This window comes from Parvularcula mediterranea, from assembly GCF_013085255.1.
GTDB lineage: Bacteria > Pseudomonadota > Alphaproteobacteria > Caulobacterales > Parvularculaceae > Parvularcula > Parvularcula mediterranea.
Window position 1 is genome coordinate 672,501 of the sequence record NZ_JABFCX010000002.1, and the last position, 18,521, is coordinate 691,021.

An 18,521-nucleotide genomic window follows, 5' to 3' on the forward strand; every position below is an offset into this window, starting at 1 on the left:
ACCATGCCGAAGGCATCGGCATCAGCTTCCCGCCGCCGCGCTACAAGGCCTGACTGGAGAGAAGGATGGCGACCGAGAACTGGTGCATGAATGTCGGCGAGCGGATCTACGGTCCCTACTCCACCGACCAGCTCAAAGACTTCGTTGGCCAGAAGCGCCTCGCCTATCACTCCATGGTGGCCCCGGCAGGGAGCCGCGACTTCCGTCCCGCACTCCAATATTCCGAACTGAGGGCCTTCTTCCGCGGTGAAGGTGCCGTTGCCGAAGCGCAGCCCCAGACTGGGGCCGTCCACCTCGCCATCTTCGGCAGCGACGACGCAGCCGCCAAGGCCAACTCCCAGCTGTTCGCTGCCCTGCCCGAGGCACGGCCGCTCAGCGGTTCGGCGTATATGATTGTCTCGCCGAAGAGCGCCGACGACCTGCGCGATTCGCTGAGCCAGACCCTCGGTGCGATGGAGCGGACGATCATTGTGACCCTCGGCGATGCCGAGATCTCCTCCCACGGGGTGAGCCTTCAGGAGCATGAGACGTTAAAGGCGATGCTCGGCTCGTGATCAGGGACGCTGGCTCTTCTTCTTGGGCCGAGGCCAGAAACTGTTCTAAAGGGCCCCATGAGCTCCCGTAACGACACCCTCGCTGGTTCGGACACGCCGCATATCCTCGTTATCGACGATGACGAGCGGATTCGGCAGCTCCTTGCCCGTTACCTGCGGGAGAATGGCTTCCTCGCCTCTGCCGTCGAAAGCGCTGACAAGGCCGATGCGCTGATGAAGACCATCAGCTTTGACGCGCTGGTCATCGACGTGATGATGCCGGGCGAAGACGGTCTTTCCATGACGAGGCGTGTGCGGGCCGGATCGGCCGTGCCGATCATCCTGCTGACCGCGCGGGGTGAGCCTCAGGACAGGATCGCAGGCCTCGAATCAGGCGCCAGCGATTACCTGCCGAAGCCATTCGAACCGCGTGAGCTGGTGCTGCGGCTTCAGGGCCTCCTCCAGCGTTCGGCCCTGCCGCCCAAGGATGATGTCATCCGTTTCGGTCCCTTCGCGTTCGATCCAGGCCGGGGTGAGCTGACCCGCGGCGAGGAGCGCGTGAAGCTGACCGATGCGGAGCTTCACCTTCTCCGCACGCTCGCGGCCAAGCCTGGCGCACCGATCCCGAGGACGGTGCTCGCGCAGAAAGAGCTCGGGGTCTTCGACCGCTCGATTGATGTTCAGGTGACGCGCCTTCGCCGGAAGATCGAGGATGATCCGCGTACGCCCCAGCACCTCAAGACGGTGCGCGGCATCGGCTACGCCTTGATGACGGACTAGCGGCGAAAAATGCTCCGCCGTATTGCTCCCAAAAGTCTCTGGGGACGGACGGTCCTGATCGTCGTGCTGCCCATCTTCATGATGCAGTCGGTGGTGACCTTCATCTTCTTCAACCGCCACTGGGAGGAAGTGACCGGCGCCCTCGCCCGTCAGTCGGCGAGCGAGATGGCGCATATCCTGAACCTCTGGAAGGAGCCGCCCGAAGGCTTTACCCGCGCCGATGTCACCCGGATGGCGCGGGAGGACCTGCAGCTCTTCATGCGATGGGCACCGGGGGAGACCATTCCGGCGACGGATAAACTCTCCTTTTTCTCCCCGCCCAACAGGACCCTCGAGATGGAGCTCGAGCGCGCGATCGAGGAACCGGTCTGGATCAACACGAGAGGGTATGCGGAGGAAGTCGAAGTCCGCGTGCAGCTCGATGAAGGCTATATGGTTTTCGTCACCCCGCGCGATCAGGTGAGCGCCCAGAACGGGCACCTCTTCGTCCTCTGGATGATCGCGACCACCGGGCTCCTCGGCTATGTCGCCGTCCAGTTCATGCGCAATCAGGTGCGCTCCATCACGAGGCTCGCAGCCGCTGCGGAGGCCTTCGGCCGGGGTGATGACATGCCTGAGTTCAGGCCCACCGGCGCGCGCGAAGTCAGGAAGGCAGGTCAGGCCTTCATGGCCATGCGTGCACGGATCAAGCGTTACCTCCTCCAAAGGACTGAGATGCTGGCCGGGGTCAGCCATGACCTGCGCACCCCCCTCACCCGCATGAAGCTCGGCATCGCGATGCTGCCCGATAGCGAAGACAAGACCGCCCTCGATGCCGATGCGCGGGAGATGGAGCGGATGCTCGAAGCCTATCTCGACTTTGTCCGGGACAGTCAGGACGCGGATCGCGAGATCGTCGACATGCAAGAGCTGGCGAACGAGCTGATCGCGGAACATGGCCGACTCGGCCACGACCTCACCGCCAAGATTGAGGAGGATCTCTCCGTCCACGCAGGGCGCGTGAGCCTCAAGCGGGCGCTCGAGAACCTCTGCTCCAACGGCTTCAAGTTCGGGGAGAAGGTGACGCTATCCGGGCACCGTGCGGGCGACAATGTGGTGCTGACCATCGAAGATGATGGGCCCGGCATCGCGGAAACGGATCGTGAGCGGGCGCTCCAGCCCTTCGAGCGGCTGGATCAGGCGCGCTCTACGCCAGGCACGGGCCTCGGTCTGGCAATCGTGCAGGACATCGTCAGGAGCCACGGCGGGCGCCTCACCCTTGGCGATGCGCCAGACGGAGGCCTCCGCGCCCAGATCAGCCTGCCCGGCTGATCCGTTTACTGAAGTTCGAAAGGTGCTGCGCCGAAGGCCTCGATGAAGCCGTCATCGGTAATGACGAACAGCATGCCCTGCGCCACCACTGGCGGCTGGGTCGAGCCTTCCTTCAGGCGGTACTCATCGATGATCTCGCCATTCTGGGGATCGACGGCCACAAGCTCACGCTCGGAACCCGAGAGATAGAGCTTGCCGCCAGCAAGCACGGGGCCCGACCAGGTCCTGCGCTTCTTGCGCTTGTCGGGGTTCCGCCAGAGCGGCAGCTCCGCCGTCCACCGAACGCGGCCATCGACGCGGTTGAGCGCCGTCAGGCTGCCGCGGTTCGAAAGAACGTAGATCGTCTCTCCTGCGACCCAGGGCAGGTTCTGGCCACCCACAGGCTGCTCCCACGCAACATTGCCCGTACGCAGATCAATGCCGGCCATCTGTCCGGCTTGGCTGACGGTGAAGACAGCGCCTCGGTCGATCACCGGGCTGCCTGCGATATCGCCGAAGGTCGAAAGGGCGTTGAGGCGCGAGGTCCTTGCGATCACGGCCTGCCACAGGACACGGCCGTTGGTGCGGCTGAGGGAGACGATCTCACCGGAGGAGAAAGGCACGACGACGCTTTCGCCTTCGACGGCAGGGGCGGCCGAGGCGAGGAACCGTGCGGACTCCTCAAAGCTCTCATAGCTCCAGACTTCATCGCCGGTCTGCTGATCGTAAGCGATGACCTGGTTCGAGATCGTCACCGCGATCACGAGGCCATTGGCAACCGTTGGCGGATTCCGCGTGGGGCTCGGCGTGTCGATCTGCCAGAGAAGCTCGCCCGTGCCCGCATCGAGCGCGGCCACGAAGCCGAAGCCGCTGGTCACGAAGACCCGGCCGTTCGCCAGGGCCACACCGCCGCCGAAGCCGAGATCTTTCGGATCGATCTTGGCAAAGATATTCCATGCACGGACATTCTCGTCGCGCACATCAGGGGTCAGGGTCGTCCGCCACGTTTCATCGCCGGTGGCGATGTCGATCGCGACCACCGAACCGATGGCGTCGATGACGAAGAGGCTGGTCTCGCTCACCGCAGGCGCGGAGGTAACCGGGGCACCGCGCGCCTTGCGACTGTAGGCAGCCGTGCGCCATTGGCGCTCGAGCGTGAAGGGTGCCGCGACGTGACCGATCGCGTGGCTCGGACCGCCTGCGACCTGTGGCCAGACCATATTTTCTGTGGCCGGAGGGATCGCGACGGGCTGCCCTGCGAACTCAGGATCCGGGAGGACCTGGTCTTCAGGGTTCAGGATCGCAACGGCGTCGGAGAAGTCACCCTTGTCCTTGTCGCCCGTGTAGCTGCCGCAAGCGGCGAGGAAAACGAAGGACGAGGCGGCGAGCCAGTGGAGACCCCTCACGGTTGCTCACCTTCTTCGGTTTCTTCTTCTGCGCCTTCGGCAGCATCCTCAGCGGCGGCGACTGCAGCTGCTTCAGCGGCTGCGGCCTGCTCAGCCAGGGCGCCAAGTTCGGGAAGTTCGGGGAGCGCGGGAGCGTCGGTGACGCTCGCTCCGGACGTGCCGAGCTGCTCACCGAGCCGTTCAATAAAGGACTGGGTGCTCTCTGGCGGGGTCAGCTGGGAGCCGTTGGCAGCAGCATCCGCGACCGCGGCATAGAGGTCCGCGCGCTGCTGAAGGCTCGGCGGGACACCGTCCTGCGCGGAGAGTGCGCGGAACCCGGCCCGGGCAGCGGCATACTGGCCGTTCTTGAGCGCTGCGGCGGAGGTGAGCTCTTCTGCGTGGAAGCGGAAAGCCTCGCTCTCGACCTGCGCAGCGATGTCTGCGGCACGGTTCGTCTTGTTGTCGAACAGGAGATAGGCAGCGCGAAGACGGGCCAGGTCGCGGAGCGGCGCGGAGAGGCCGTCATCCTCATAGACCTTTGCGTAGAGCTCCTCGGCGCGCTCGAGGTCACCCTCGGCGCCGAGCTGTGCCGCCGCGCGGAGCGAAGCGAGGACAGCATACCCCCCGCCGGTCTCATTCGCGAAATTGGTCAGTTCGCCAGCGGGCACTTCGCCCTCGGCGCCGAAGCTGAGCGGCACATAGGCCTGCGCCGCAGAAGACACGGCGTTCTCTTTCGAGGTCGACCAGATCTCATTGCCTGCCACACCGCCAAGGACGAGCACCGCGCCAGCAATCAGCGGCGTGCGGTACTTGCGGAGGCGGTCAAAAGTTTGGTCCCGGGAGAGATCTTCATCGACCTCACGAAGGAGGACGTCTTCTTCAGAGGCCACAGGCGCTCCTCATTCTTGCGAAACGGAGGGCCTGGCAGGGGCAGCAGGACTTGAACCCGCGACCCTCGGTTTTGGAGACCGATGCTCTACCAACTGAGCTATACCCCTAAGGCCGTCTGGGGGCCTTACGGCCCCCGCTCTTCTGACGCAATAAGCCCTGAACCATGAAGGGCGATTTTACATCGGATAGAAGAATTCCTCGCGGACGATCTTCCCGTCCTTGACGTGATAGGTCGCGATTTCCGTCCCTTCGGTGATTTCCCCGGACTGCTTGTTCTTCACCTTCATCTGGAAATGGACGCTGAACGCCTCATCGCCGTGGTAGTAAGGCCCCTGAACGGCCTGCTCTGGCGGGATGGCGCCGATCTGCTCTTCGAACATCGACTCCCACCATTCGTGCTTACCCTTGATGGCGTCACGACCGTTGGCCTCCCGGTCCATCTTCATGTCAGGGTTGGCGTAGGCTTCGACCGAGACAGCGTCTTTGGCATAGAGCTTCTCAAGGTTCTGGCTGGCCGTTCCTTTGCGGCAGCCATCAACCAGCGTGGTGGCGACTTCGCGCAGCTTGTCACTCGGACCCATGATGTTCTCCCTTTGTTTCACGCCCCTCCGTCGCACGGACAAAGAGGCGGGGCAAGCACGGGAGTCAGTTCTTCGGCAGCAGGATGCCCTTCGCCTCGTTGACCTTGGCGGCAAGGTAGTCGCTGCCGCCCTGGTCGGGGTGGGCGCGCATGATCATCCGCTTGTGCGCGGCGACGATCGCCTCGCGGTCAGGTTCGCCTTCGAGGCCGAGGACAGCCATCGCCTCGTCGCGGCCCATGCCTTTACCGGGAGGCGGCGGCGGAGCGCCTGCCGGCTCACCGAGATCGTCTTCGAAGTCCCCTCGCCTGCCGACCTCCTGCATGAGCTGGCTCGCCGCAACGCCGACACCGATCACCGTCGCGAGTGCCGCGAGGGGCGCCAGCCGGATGAGGCCCAGCGTGAAGACGATGACGGCCGTGGTGGCACCGATCAGCATCAGCCGACGGCGCAAGGCCACCGAAGGGGCGAAACGCTTCTCGACCACACCGTAAAGAACAAGGAGAGCCGCAAGGCAAAAAAGGACCATGCCTTCTCCCTACGCGGCTGCGATGCTCTCCGCTACCGCAGGTTTCGCGGGCTCTGCAGGTGCTTCGGGTGCCGCCAGCTGGGGCAGCTTGAGGAACGAGAGATAGCTCCTGAGCTCCTGGCGTGCCGCGATGTGGCTCATCGAGGAAAGTTTCCGCGGGCTGCCTTTGCACCCGAGATCGAGGAGCGTCATGCCATAGCTAAAAAGCTCCCGGTAGATGACGCGTTCACCGAAGCCCCGGGCCTGACGGAACTGGATGCGGGACGAAAGGTCCTGAAGCTTCGCCGCCATCGCCGCCTTGTTCTTGGCGTTGGTCGCCTGAAGGCGATTCCTGAGGACCACCCAGTCGATGCCGCCGATGACCCCCGACTTGGCCCGCATCTGGCGCGCCCGCCAGACGGTCTCTGCGTAGAGCGAGGGGCCGATGATCTCACCCGTCGCCGGGTTCACTCGCGCGAGGAGGTCGAAATCGACGAAGCTGTCGTTCAGCGGTGTCACGATCGTATCGGCATAGCAGTGGGCCGAGCGGCTGAGATGGGTGTCCGCGCCTGGGCTATCGATGACGAGGAAGTCGCAGTCGGCGAAAGCTGCGAGCGTTCGCCGCAGCCGGTCGTCATCGTCCTGAATGCGCTTCTCGTGGCTGTCATGCTCGGAGTTCTGGAGCGGCAGGAACTTCGGCATCGGAAGCTCTTCGGCCGTGAGGCCCTGAGCCACGCCCCACTGGGCGCGGTTCTCGAGATAGCGCGCGAGGCTCTTCTGACGCACATCGATATCGAGGACGCCTACGGAGTATCCTGCGCGAAGAAGCGCCACGACGGTGTGCATGGCGACGGTGGTCTTGCCGGAGCCGCCCTTCTCATTGCCGATGAGAATGACGTGGGTGTCGGTTTCTCTGTTCATCCGCGGGTTCCGAAATCAGAGGTGAGGAAATCGCCGGCAGCACTTGCCGGAACGCAATAGGCACCCGCGCCCCTCAACGCGGAACATAGGTCAAAGGCTTCGCTCTCGCCGGGCAACGGCCCCGCATAGAGCCTGATGAAAATGCCCCGCTCGCCAAGGTCGACTTCCCGCAGGAGCGGCGTCCTAGGGTCAAGCTCCTCCGGATGGCGGCTGGCGAGGATCTCCCATCCACGCAGCGCGGCACTCTCGGAGTAGTAGGATGCAAGGTGCACCATGGCGCCCTCGCCCTCCTCGTCCAGCGCAGCCTCTTCCTCGAACTCTTCGTCCTCTACGGCTGCCTCCAGCTCCTCCGCAGGCTCGGGCGCGGGGGCCGGTGCCTTCGGCTCGAGCCGCAGCGGATCGCGCACGGAATCGAGCGATTGCGCAGCCGCCATCCCCGGCGCGAGAAGCACCGAAAGCAGCAAGAGCTTGAACTTCGAAGCAGGCTTTGACATGCGACCCAGCGTTTCCCATCGGGGTTGACGAAAAGTTACCGAACACGCGCGCAATACGTGTGCGGTGGTTCGCGGATAAGAAAAAGGCCAAATTGTCGATGCAGGTAGCCCGCGGCCGAGCCGAGCTGGACAAAATTCTGTCGTCACAGAAGTTTCACGGAAGGTCGCGGGGCTTCGTACCGACCATGGGGGCGCTTCACGATGGGCATTTGTCCCTCGTCCACGTGGCCAAGGCACACGCGGAACGTGTGTGTGCGTCACTTTTCATCAACCCCAAACAGTTCGGACCCACTGAGGACCTCGCCAACTACCCCCGGACCGAGGAGGACGACCTCGCCAAGTTCGAGGCAGCAGGGGTCGATCTTGTCTATATCCCGAGCGCCGAGGGGATGTATCCTGAGGGCTATGCGACACTCGTCGATGTCGGCCCGGTGGCGCGGCCTCTCGACGGCGCCTCGCGTCCTGCCTTCTTCGGGGGGATCGCCACGGTCGTCACCAAGCTCTTCATGCGGGTGAAGCCTGACGTCGCGGTCTTTGGCGAGAAGGACTATCAGCAGCTCCTTGTGATCCGCCGCCTCGTTCAGGATCTCGACCTCGGCGTGAAGATCGTTGGCGCACCGATCATCCGTGAGGATGACGGTCTCGCCATGTCCTCGCGCAACCGCTACCTCACGCCGCCTGAGCGGAGGATCGCCGGTGAGCTCAACCAGATCATGCGCAAGGTCTGTGAGCGGATCAGGGGCTCTGTCCCCGTCGAAGCTGCCCTCATCCAGGGCATGCAGGAAATGGATCAGGTGGGCCTTCGCCCCGTCGACTATTTCGAGCTACGCTCATCGGACGACCTCGCCCCCATGCCCGACCGCGTCCTCCGCAAGGACGAAATCGCGACTGCAAGGCTTTTCGCTGCGGTCATGCTGGGGCGTACGCGGCTGATCGACAATATGGCGGTCGCAGTATGAGTGATTGCCACGCCTGAAACTCTCTGTAGAGTAAAGAGGACGGGGAGTTATGAATATGTTTTACAGGACTTTTTCTTCTTTCGTCAGCCTGGCGCTGTCATCTTTCGCTTCGGCTAGTGCGGCAACTATCTGGGACGAAGCGATCGATGGTGACTTGGCCAGACTTCCGCCAGGTACCGACCTCGGTTCGATCACAGAACCAGGGTCCGTGATCGTCGGATCTCTCTCAGCGGGCCCTACCGGGACGCAGCCGGTCATCGATGAATTTGACTTTTTTGCGTTCACGACGGACGGCTCCCTTGAAATTGCTATCACTTACGTCACTGGCACGGCGCAGGCCTTCAACAACGTCAGCTCGCTGGCAATCACCTTCCCGGCTTTCGGGCCACCTCTCCAGATCGTTCCGATCGGTCAGACCTTCGTTTATTCTCCATCGGACTTCGATTTCGCCAATTCGCTGAGCATCGGACTACTTCCGTTCGCGAACGCCGGTGATGCGGTGTATCGGGTGGAGTTTCGGCCTGAGACGCCGATTCCGGCACCAGGAGCCGCGCTCCTTCTTCTCAGCGGTCTTGCACTTACAACCGGCCGACGGCTGACAGCGAGACCGAAAAACTAGCGCTCGGCGCCGCCTTCTCCCGCCTTGTCTTCTGTCAGCTGCTGGAGGCCGCCTTTCCGGCCCTCGCACTCGGGGCGGTCGAGGAGGCATCTCAGATGCTCACGAACGTTCCGTACGGCGAGCATTTCGGCCTCGCGCTCGACGGAGAAGTCTTCGGAGAGTTCGATCTGGTTGAAGAAGGCCACGAGGGCGCGATTGTCCGATCTCAGGCCTTCGAGGTCGTAGCTCTTCCCGAGCGCGATCCCCTCGCCGTTCGCTTCGCCTGCGAGGATCGCGTGCTGGTCCGAAAAGGGCTGCGCACCGAGGAGCGCTGACCTCAGCGCGTCCGCCCGCGCCGCGACCTGTTCGTGGGTCGCCATCTGGCGCTGGAGAAGGCCCCGCAGCTCCTGATCGCGGATAATCGGCATACGGCCCGTCGAGATGAGTTCGTCATAGGTCCCCGTGAGGACCGCGGGCCTTGGCAGGTCGCCTGACTGCACCAGCGCATCGACCGTGCGCTTGCGCTCCTCGGGGGTCAGCGCCTCTCCCGAAAGGAGGCGCTCCAGCGCCTTCCTGCCCTGGTCCCGCCTGTACCACATGCGCTCGAGCACTTCCTTGAGGGCGCCGTGATTGGCCTCTGCGTCTTCGAGAAGCCTTGCGAGATATTCCGTCTCGTCTTCGCGGTTCTGCACCTCGTCGCGCCATGCGTCGATCCGCAGGCCAATGAGGATACCTGCGATGACGACGAGAAGGTCGAGGCCAACGCCGAGCCAGTTCTGCGTCTTCCAATGGCGCAGGATACGGCGGACCAGCATTTTGGGCGCTCCTTAGAGAAAAGGCGCCGGACGTTCCCGCCCAGCGCCTTTCATTGTTCCGATGACGGAGGGCTTACTCGTCGCCCGGCTCCGCCATGAGTTCGTCCTTGGACACCGTTTTCTCGGTGACGTCGGCTTTCTCAATGAGGTGATCGACGACCTTCTCTTCGAAGAGCGGTGCACGGAACTGAGCGAGCAGTTCAGGGCGCTCCTGGATCATCTGGAAGAGCTGCTGAGGCTGCATGCCCATCTGCATGGCCTGCATCTGGATCGAGCGGGTCAGCTCGTCCTGCGGGACATCGACGTTTGATTCCTTGCCGATCTCGGCGAGGAGGAGACCGAGTCGCACGCGGCGCGCGGCGATCTTCTCGTAGTCAGCCTTGAGGTCGTCTTCCGACTTTTCCTTGTCCTCTTCGTCGAGCTCGGCCGACTGGACCTGTTGCCAGATCTGCTCGAACTCGGCCTTCACCATGCCTGGGGGCAGATCGAAGTCGTGCTTCTCGTCGAGATAGTCGAGGAGCTCACGCTTCATGTGGAGGCGGGACTGGCTGTCGTAGCGGCCCTGGATCATCTCTTTGACGCGGGCTTTCAGCGCATCGAGGTCGTCCATGCCGAGCTGCTTGGCGAGATCGTCGTTGATCTCCGCGTCCTGCGGCTCTTGGTTGGCTTTGATCGTGACTTCGAACTCAGCCTCTTTGCCTGCGAGGTGCGCGGCCTGGTAGTCCTCAGGGAAGGTCACGGTGATGACCTTCTCTTCGTCCTTCTTGGCGCCGACAAGTTGCTCTTCGAAGCCAGGGATGAACTGGCCGGAGCCGATCACCAGCTCGGCGGCCTCGCCCGAGCCGCCTTCGAAGTACTCGCCGTCGACCTTGCCCTTGAAGTCGATCGTGACCTTGTGGCCGTCCTTGACGTTCCGGTTCTTCGGAAGATCCTTGTACGTCTTGTTCTGGTCAGCGAGCTGCTTGAGCTCTTCCTCGATCTCCTCGTCGGCGATCTCGGCAACCATCTTCTCGAGCTTGATGGCGTCGAGGCCCTGGGGCTCGATCTCAGGAAGCACTTCGACGTGCATGTGGTATTCGAGGTCGGCCTTGCCGTCGACAACCTCGTCGAGGAGGCCGTCCTTCATGTGCGGATGCGGCTGCATCGCAGGCTGGACGTCCTTGAGCGCTTCGGCCTGGGCCGCCTGCATCTCTTCCTGGATCAGCTCGCCCATGAGGTTCTTGCCGTAAAGCTTCTTGAGGAAGCTGGTCGGCGCCTTGCCTGGGCGGAAGCCTTTCAGGTGAACCTGCGGCTTGATCTCTTCGAGCTTGGCGTTGAGCCGCTCCGAAAGGTGAGCCTGCGGGATGACGACGTTATATTCGCGGCTCAGGCCTTCGTTCTTGGTCTCGGTGACTTGCATCTCGTTTCCGTTCCGGTGCCCGTTCATGCAGGCGCGTGTGATCCATGGCGCCGGGCCCTCCCGGCGGAAGCGGAGCGCCTAGAGCGGAAAGACGCTCTTTTCAATGGGGCGCTTGTCGATTGCTTGGGTTGCAGGGGTCAGGGCCGCAGCGCGCAGCTTGACTCACTGTGTCGCGATCGTGAATCATTAACGGTACGCAGTTGGGGTCAGGGCCATGCGGGACATCGTCAAGTTCGTCAGGATCGCCTTCCTGATGCTGCTCTTCGCCGGTGGCTGGCTCCTGGGCGACCGGTTTGGCGTCCCACAGGTGGTCCGCGATCAGACCGACATCGTCTGGGGACAGGCGGTCTCCGGTGGCCAGAGAGCTTGGGCAAACTCAGAAGACATCATTCGCGAGCGGCTCAACGAAGCCGCAGCGTTCGACTTCGACGTCGACCTGCCTGAGCTCCCCTCCTCAATCAGTGCCGAGGATATCTCCATCGTTGTGACGCGCCCTGAGGTGACCCCGGCAATCAACCCCTCAGCTCCTAAGACCGTCGCAGAGAGTGGCGCGATGAGCCTTGTGAGGCTGTGCAAGGGGATGAGCATCTCGAACGCACCAAGAGCCGGGAGCGATCTCGTGGTGCAGGGCCTTGCCGAGCGGCGGGTCATCAATGGCGTCGCGATCCGCACCGTCCCGGTCTCAGAAGGCTGCATCAGCTCAGGCCATGGCCCGCGCAGCGGTAAGACCCACCGCGGCGTCGATTTCCACCATCCCTCAGGATCGACAGTTATGGCGGCGGCTTCAGGCAAGATTGTCGAGGCGGGATATCGCGACGACTTCGGCAACTACGTGATCCTCGACCACGGCAAGGGCGTCTACACGCGCTACGCCCACCTCGCGTCGTTCAGCTCAGGCATCAAAGCGGGACGTTCTGTGAAAGATGGCCAGGCGCTTGGCAGGATGGGAAATACGGCTGGCTACCCCATGCCGATCCACCTGCACTACGAGCTGCTGACAGGCGACTATGAGACCTCGAAGAAAAGCTTCGGCCTCAAGGACGCGAACCCGTTCACGGCAGGCAGCAGCGCCTGAGGGCATCTGCCTTTTTCATGGCTGACTGAAGAGCGTGGGGTGCTCCGTGCGGGTGCTAGGGTTCCCGCACGGAGCAATCGTGCTGCCCGCAGGGAGTTGCGGGAACACGGAAACGGACATGAGCAGGAATGCCTTTGGGAAGGAGGAGGCGCAGACCGTTCTTCTCCCGACGTCCTGAGACTGACATCCCTGTTGACTACGTTGTCAAATGTGGCACGTAGACGCTTATTGTCATCGTTGTCAATATTTTCCGGCACTGTGCCCCACAGTTGGTGAGAGCACCGACCGGGATTAGTGCAGGGATGGCGCGACACCGCGAGAGAGAAGCAGCGCATGCGCTTTCAAGTGGCCTCAAGAGGACGAGCCGAGAAACGCAGCCGCAGGGAAAGGGAACTCAAATGATCAAACGTACGAACTGGATGGGCCCATCGTTCATTGCCCTGACCGTAGGTCTTGCGGCCTGCGGCGGCGGTGATGCGCCAGAGGCTACGGCTCCGAGCGCCGGTGAACCGACCGCTGTCGCCGAAACGGGCGCAGCGCCGGCTCCCGCCGAAGCGGTCATCAATCCAGAGAACTGGCCGAAGGTCGAGACCCCGGCTCTGAACCCAGTGGTTGAGCGCCGCGTGGATGAGCTCCTCTCGAAGCTCACCCTCGAGCAGAAAGTCGGTCAGGTGATCCAGGCCGATTCAAGCGATATCACTCCTGAGGAGGTCAAGAAGTACCGCCTCGGATCCGTTCTCTCCGGCGGCAACTCGGCTCCTGGTCCCCTCCCCTATGCTGATACGGCGACGTGGCTCGCAGCTGCCGACGCTTATTGGGAGGCCTCCGTTGATGGCGAGGGCGTCGAGGTCGCCATCCCGATCATGTGGGGCATCGACGCTGTCCACGGCCACGCGAACCTGCGCGGCGCCACCGTCTTCCCGCATAATATTGGCCTCGGCGCTGCCAACAACCCTGACTTGATCGAAGAGATCGCCGCGGTCACGGCACGCGAGCTGACCGTCTCCGGCCACGACTGGACCTTCGCACCGACCCTCGCCGTCCCGCAGGACGACCGCTGGGGCCGCACCTATGAGGGCTTCTCCGAAGACCCCTCGATTGTTGCATCCTATGGCGACCGCATCGTGATCGGCCTTCAGGGCCGGTTCGGCTCGGACGAGTTCATGGGGGATGGCCACGTCATCTCTTCGGCGAAGCACTTCCTCGGCGATGGCGGCACGAAAGACGGCATCGACCAGGGCGACGCCATCATCAGCGAAGAAGAACTGCGCGACATCCACAATGCCGGCTACGTCACTTCGGTGCAGGCTGGCGTTCAGACCGTCATGGCGAGCTTCTCCGCATGGCAGGGCCAGCGCATGCACGGCCAGAAAGAGCTCCTCACCGACGTTCTCAAAGGCCGGATGGACTTTAAGGGCTTCGTCATCGGTGACTGGAACGGTCACGCGCTGATCCCGGGCTGCACGAGCGAGGATTGCCCCCAGTCGCTCAATGCCGGCCTCGACATGTACATGGCGCCTGACAGCTGGCGCTATCTCTATGAGAGCACCCTGCGCCATGTGCAGGAGGGCACGATCCCCATGGAGCGCCTCGACGATGCGGTCCGCCGTATCCTGCGGGTGAAGGTCCAGTCTGGCATCATGGACAAGCCCCGGCCCTCTGAACGACCGAACGCAGGGGACGAAAGCGTTCTCGCATCGGCAGAACACCGCGAGGTCGCAAGACGCGCCGTACGCGAGTCTCTCGTCCTGATGAAAAACGAGAACCAGACGCTTCCCCTTGATGCCTCCAAGACGATCCTCGTCGTTGGCGACGGTGCCGACAGCATCTCCAAGGTCTCAGGCGGCTGGACACTGAGCTGGCAGGGCGGCGGCTACCCGAACTCGGAATTCCCGAACGGACAGTCGATCCTCGATGCCATGGAAGAAGCGGTCGAGGCCGCGGGCGGCGAGCTCATCTTCTCCGCTGACGGCTCTTACGATGGCGAGGCCGACGCGGTCGTCGCGATCTACGGCGAAGATCCGTATGCCGAGTTCCAAGGCGACAGGCAGGATGTCGACTTCGAGCCAAACGGTTTCGACACAGGCCTCCTCCAGACCTATCGTGACCGGGGTCTGCCAGTCGTATCGGTCTTCCTCTCGGGTCGTCCGCTCTGGACCAACCCGGAGATGAACGACTCCTCCGCATTCGTCGCAGCGTGGCTGCCGGGCTCGGAAGGCGGCGGTGTCTCCGACATGATCTTCCGGAGCGACGACAGCTTCGAGTTCACCGGACGTCTCAGCTATTCATGGCCGGCGCTTGCGACCCAAACGACGGTCAATGTGGGCGGCGATGAGACCCCCCTCTTCCCCGTGGGCTACGGTCTTTCCTACGGCGACAGCGCAGAGCCTGTGATCCTGAGCGAGGAATCAGGCCTGACCGATGCGGCAACGGCTGCGAAGGGCGAGTTCTTCGTCCGCGGCGAATTCCGCCAGCCCTGGCAGCTCTACCGCGACGGCACGCCGGTCGACGCGGTTCCGTTCAGCGACGACGTGGTTGCTGCACGGACGGTGGATGGAGAGGCTCAGGAAGACTCCCTGGCGTTCCGCTTCTCGGGCGCTGGCGATGTCGCCATCGGATCGGGCTACGGCCATGACTTCTCTCGCGAGAGCAATGGCGCGCTGGAGCTTGTCTTCCGTGCACGCATCCTCTCCGGCCCTGAGGACGTCACGGTCGGGATGGGTTGCCATCAGGACGACTGCACGGCCTTCGGCACCATGACCCTCGATGAGGAATGGTCAGAGTACCGCATGGCCCTGTCCTGTTTCGCTGGGGACGGCGTCGACATGACGAGCTTCAACCGTGCCCTGATCATCCGGGGTGCTGAGGGCCAGGAGGTCGCCGTCGGCAATGTCCGTCTGACCTCGGATGATGACGGTCAGGCCGACTGCCCGGCTGGCCTCGGCGACTGACGCCACTTCCATAGAACCCACAGAGGCCGCAGCGTTTCCGCTGCGGCCTTTTTTACTGCCCGGCATTCACCCGACTACGGACGATCCGCCCACGAAAAAAGGGGAGGCCGCAAGGCCTCCCCTTCTCCTTTTGAGCAGTACCAGCCCGCTCTTAGAAGAACGAGTACCGGACGCCGACTTCGAAGCGGCGGTCGTTGGTGAAGACCGAGCGGCCGAAGCGCTGGCCTTCCTGGTCGATCTGCTGGAACGCGACAGCTTTGGTATCCAGGAGGTTTGCACCGAGGATACGGAACTGAAGGTTGTCCGTCAGGTCGTAACGGAGCGACGCATCGAGGAAGCCGATGTCATCCTGGATGATCGGGTTACCCGTGATGAAGTCGCGGTACGAGCTGAAGTACTCCGAACGCCAGTTGTAGGCGAGACGGGCTTCGAACTTGTCGGTCTGGTAGAGGCCGACGAGGTTGTAGTTGTGCTCGGAGAGACCAAGGAGGTCCTGCACACCCCAACGGAAGACCGTCAGGAAGCCTTCAACACCGTCACCGTCAGCATCTTCCAGAGCCGGAAGCGGCTCGGTTTCAGACTGGAGGTAGGTGTAGTTGGCCTGCACACCGAAGTTCGACCAGTAGCCCGGCAGCTCGGTGAAGAACTGCTGGAAGGCAACTTCGACACCCGAGACCGAACCGTCGTTGAGGTTCGTCTCGCCGCGGAAGTCGAGGCCGATGTCCATGCCGTCAAGGTTCACGACACCGAGGTTCTCTTCACCGAAGACGATAATGTTCTCGAGTTCCTTGTGGAAGAACGCGACCGAGAACTGGCCGTCTTCACCGAAGTAGTACTCGTAGGACAGGTCGAAGTTCAGCGATTCGATCGGCTGAAGGTTCGGGTTGCCACCATTGATGATGATGGTGCCCTGCGACTCGATGTTGGCGACCGCCATCGGATCGTTCGGGTCAGGCGTGAAGACCAGCGGAGCGAATGCACCGCCGCCTGCGTTGAGGCTGGCGATGTTCGGCGGCGTGATCGACTCGCTGATGCCGAGGCGGATCAGCATCTCGTCGTTAAGACCCCATTTGAGGTTCAGCGACGGCAGGTAGTACTCATAGTCACGCTCGGTGACCGAGAGTGCATCGCCGTTCGCCATGAACGCTGCCAGTTCCGGAAGGAACGATGCCGGTTGGGCATCGAGGTTCTGGAAGTCGACGACGCCGTTGCTCAGGATGTCCGTCCGGGTATAGCGAACACCGAAGTTGCCATCGAGCGTCATGCCGTTGGCGAACTCGCTTGCGATGTCGAAGCGAACATAAGCGTTGGTGGTTTCTTCCGTAACCGAACCATCTGCGCCGCGACCGGCAAAGTCCGTGACGCCATTGCGGCGAAGCGGGTTCCAGTCAGGAGCAAACGTGCCTGGGGTGTTGATGAGCGGCTCATTGTCAACAAAGGCGACGAAGTCGTCATAGTTGTTGAGAAGCTCGGCGCTCGGGAACACGACGCCCGTGTTCTCGCCCTGGAAGACACCGCCACGCTGGAAGTTGCTGAAGTCGACGAACTCAGAAGCGTTGTCGACGGCAGTGATGTTGCCAAACGGCAGGTAGCCGCCAGCCCACGGAGGAGCGATACCAGCCCAGTTCAGGCCAGCCTGACGGTTGTTCTGCTTACGCTCAGCACGGCGGACGCCGAACTTCACCGACTCGAACCAGCTGTCGTTGTCGAACTCATAGGTCGCGTCACCGCGCCATGCGAAGAGCTCGCCATCGTTCTCCTGGAACTCGTCTGCTGCGAAGAGCAGGAACGAGGTTGCCGGGTCTGCGAGCGACGTCGGCGGAACGCCATTGCCACCGCGGACAGCCCATTCCTGGACCTGCATCGAGTCATCGAGGAACAGACGGACCTCGGGGTTCTCGATGTCGGAGAAGTCGAACTCGTAGTCCGCGAAGACATTCGTACCAGCCCAGAGGCGGTCGAGCGTAGCCGTAGCTTCGGTGTAGTGCGCGTCAAACTCGAGGAAGAGGTTGTCGGTCGCACGCCACTTATAGTTGGCGCTGAGGTCCGAGGTCACCGAGTTACGGGTCTCGCGAACGGCAAGGCCAGAGAACGGAGTGCCGAGCGTACCATCGGTACCGAGCCAGTCACGCAGGCCGTTGGAGACCGTACCGGCTTCGAAGAGGCCACCGTCAACCGGGACGAGCGTCTCACACGAGCCCGGACCGCCATTGGCGCCTTCGTTGTTGCCGTTACACTGGGGCAGGCCCGAGGACGTGAACGGGGTGATGTTGTAGTCGGTGCCGAGGAATTCCCAGTTCTGCCACGACTCACCGTCGGTGAACCACTCGAAGGTGCGCTCGCTGGAGGCCGTGTCGTTTTCGGCACGGATGTACTTGACCGTCAGCTCACGGGTCGAGTCAGGCGAACGCCACTGACCAGCGACGTAGATCGAATCGCGCTCGCGCTCGAAGTCGACGTCACGAGCCTGGAAGCCGCCGGGAAGGCCGATGGTGCTCATGTTGTTCGGATCCGGGTGCGCGACCGGAACCACTTGACCGTACTGGAAGCCGTTGATCTTCGAGTTGAGCTCGGAGGTCGAGAACATGCCCAGGAGACCCCAGTCGCCTGCGTCCGTGCTCCAGCGGTTGCCGAGAACGACGCTGCCGCCCGGTGCCCACTCTTCTGCGAGGTCAGTGTAGGTGGCTTCGCCAACGACAACGGCAACAGGGCCGGAATTGTCGAAGGGCTCGAGGGTGCGGAGGTTCACCGTACCGGCGATACCGCCTTCGATCATGTCGGCCGATTGCGACTTGTAGACGTCGACCGAGCCGATCAGTTCCGGCGGGATCGAAGCCCACTCGAGAGCACGACCACCGTTCGCGGAGAACGCGTCACGGCCGTTGAACTCGGAACGAACGTACTGGAGACCACGGACGATGTTGCCGGAGCCTTCAGGGCTCGGGAAGTCGCCGTCGGAGCCGCCAAGCTCAAAGCGCTGAACCACGACACCCGGGACACGGGCGAGGGCTTCAGCAACCGAGAGGTCGGGCAGCTGGGTGACGTCCGATGCCGTGATCGAGTCGACCGCGACGTCGGAATTCTTTTTCGTGTCACGTGCGGTACGCAGCGACTGGCGGATGCCTTTGACGACGATGACGTCGCTGTCTTCGGCGGCTTCGATCCCGTCAGCAGGTTCCTGCGCGTGGGCAGTGGGCATCGCCAGCGCCAGGAGCGCTGTTGAGCCCAGCAGCGCGCACTTCGCTGAAGCGCCGCTGATCTTCAGTCTCAAACTCATTGATGATCCTCCCTAGGATACAAAAAGGCCTTCTGATGTCTTTGAAGAGGCTATTGACCCTGCGCTG

Annotated in this window: 17 protein-coding genes and 1 tRNA gene (1 of these 18 only partly in view); 8 read left to right on the forward strand and 10 right to left on the reverse strand. The window is 62.8% G+C overall.

Annotation, left to right across the window (positions count from 1 at the left end; all coding sequences use genetic code 11):
- The 4 genes in view from HK107_RS03855 to HK107_RS03870 are tightly spaced (at most 57 nt apart) and all read left to right on the forward strand, a layout consistent with a single transcriptional unit that may run on beyond the window.
- Positions 1-53: the 3' end of a PilZ domain-containing protein gene (locus HK107_RS03855; protein WP_173196935.1), read on the forward strand. Its footprint begins 535 nt before the window's first position; only the last 53 of its 588 coding nucleotides appear in the window; its start codon lies off the left edge, out of view; its stop codon occupies positions 51-53.
- Between the two features lie 12 nt (positions 54-65).
- The gene (locus HK107_RS03860) at positions 66-554 is read left to right on the forward strand and encodes a hypothetical protein (protein ID WP_173196937.1); all 489 of its coding nucleotides are present in this window, start codon (positions 66-68) and stop codon (positions 552-554) included.
- A gap of 57 nt (positions 555-611) precedes the next feature.
- Positions 612-1,313: a response regulator gene (locus HK107_RS03865; protein WP_173196939.1), complete on the forward strand. Its 702-nt coding sequence runs from the start codon at positions 612-614 to the stop codon at positions 1,311-1,313.
- A 9-nt stretch (positions 1,314-1,322) separates the two neighbouring features.
- Positions 1,323-2,624, forward strand: a complete 1,302-nt coding sequence (locus HK107_RS03870; RefSeq protein ID WP_173196941.1) for an ATP-binding protein — start codon at positions 1,323-1,325, stop codon at positions 2,622-2,624.
- 5 nt (positions 2,625-2,629) lie between these two features.
- On the opposite strand, the gene HK107_RS03875 is transcribed toward HK107_RS03870, so the two are convergent.
- The 7 genes from HK107_RS03875 to HK107_RS03905 form a co-directional block, all read right to left on the reverse strand.
- The gene (locus HK107_RS03875) at positions 2,630-4,009 is read right to left on the reverse strand and encodes an outer membrane protein assembly factor BamB family protein (protein ID WP_173196943.1); all 1,380 of its coding nucleotides are present in this window, start codon (positions 4,007-4,009) and stop codon (positions 2,630-2,632) included.
- Complete coding sequence (locus tag HK107_RS03880; RefSeq protein WP_173196945.1) at positions 4,006-4,878, reverse strand: tetratricopeptide repeat protein; 873 nt, start codon at positions 4,876-4,878, stop codon at positions 4,006-4,008. Before HK107_RS03880 ends, HK107_RS03875 begins: the two co-directional genes overlap by 4 nt.
- 32 nt (positions 4,879-4,910) lie before the next feature.
- Positions 4,911-4,986 (reverse strand) — tRNA-Trp (locus HK107_RS03885).
- A 69-nt stretch (positions 4,987-5,055) separates the two neighbouring features.
- Positions 5,056-5,460 carry a nuclear transport factor 2 family protein gene (locus HK107_RS03890; RefSeq protein ID WP_173196947.1) on the reverse strand — a complete coding sequence of 135 codons (405 nt, stop codon included), beginning with the start codon at positions 5,458-5,460 and terminating at the stop codon, positions 5,056-5,058.
- A 64-nt stretch (positions 5,461-5,524) separates the two neighbouring features.
- Positions 5,525-5,986, reverse strand: coding sequence for a J domain-containing protein (locus HK107_RS03895; protein WP_173196950.1), 462 nt, complete (start codon positions 5,984-5,986; stop codon positions 5,525-5,527).
- Between the two features lie 9 nt (positions 5,987-5,995).
- Entirely contained in the window at positions 5,996-6,886 is an 891-nt protein-coding gene (locus HK107_RS03900; RefSeq protein ID WP_173196952.1) for a division plane positioning ATPase MipZ, read from the reverse strand.
- Positions 6,883-7,380 (reverse strand): hypothetical protein, encoded by a 498-nt coding sequence (locus HK107_RS03905; protein ID WP_173196954.1) that lies wholly within the window; start codon positions 7,378-7,380, stop codon positions 6,883-6,885. The genes HK107_RS03900 and HK107_RS03905 overlap by 4 nt, the downstream gene beginning before the upstream one ends.
- 98 nt (positions 7,381-7,478) lie before the next feature.
- On the opposite strand from HK107_RS03905, the gene panC reads away from it, so the two are divergent.
- Together panC and HK107_RS03915 are read left to right on the forward strand one after the other, a co-directional pair.
- A complete protein-coding gene (panC, locus tag HK107_RS03910) occupies positions 7,479-8,339 on the forward strand; it encodes a pantoate--beta-alanine ligase (protein ID WP_173196956.1) in 861 nt (286 codons plus the stop codon).
- A gap of 49 nt (positions 8,340-8,388) precedes the next feature.
- Complete coding sequence (locus HK107_RS03915; protein WP_173196958.1) at positions 8,389-8,958, forward strand: hypothetical protein; 570 nt, start codon at positions 8,389-8,391, stop codon at positions 8,956-8,958.
- On the opposite strand, the gene HK107_RS03920 is transcribed toward HK107_RS03915, so the two are convergent.
- Complete coding sequence (locus HK107_RS03920) at positions 8,955-9,752, reverse strand: hypothetical protein (RefSeq protein WP_173196960.1); 798 nt, start codon at positions 9,750-9,752, stop codon at positions 8,955-8,957. The genes HK107_RS03915 and HK107_RS03920 overlap by 4 nt on opposite strands.
- A gap of 73 nt (positions 9,753-9,825) precedes the next feature.
- Positions 9,826-11,151, reverse strand: a complete 1,326-nt coding sequence (tig, locus tag HK107_RS03925) for a trigger factor (protein WP_173196962.1) — start codon at positions 11,149-11,151, stop codon at positions 9,826-9,828.
- Between the two features lie 214 nt (positions 11,152-11,365).
- Here tig and HK107_RS03930 point away from each other — a divergent pair, with 214 nt between their 5' ends.
- Both HK107_RS03930 and HK107_RS03935 read left to right on the forward strand, forming a co-directional pair.
- Entirely contained in the window at positions 11,366-12,226 is an 861-nt protein-coding gene (locus HK107_RS03930; RefSeq protein ID WP_173196964.1) for a M23 family metallopeptidase, read from the forward strand.
- A gap of 398 nt (positions 12,227-12,624) precedes the next feature.
- Positions 12,625-15,177: a glycoside hydrolase family 3 protein gene (locus HK107_RS03935; protein ID WP_198912283.1), complete on the forward strand. Its 2,553-nt coding sequence runs from the start codon at positions 12,625-12,627 to the stop codon at positions 15,175-15,177.
- 151 nt (positions 15,178-15,328) lie between these two features.
- On the opposite strand, the gene HK107_RS03940 is transcribed toward HK107_RS03935, so the two are convergent.
- Positions 15,329-18,454, reverse strand: coding sequence for a TonB-dependent receptor (locus tag HK107_RS03940; protein WP_173196966.1), 3,126 nt, complete (start codon positions 18,452-18,454; stop codon positions 15,329-15,331).
- Positions 18,455-18,521 lie beyond the last annotated feature (67 nt).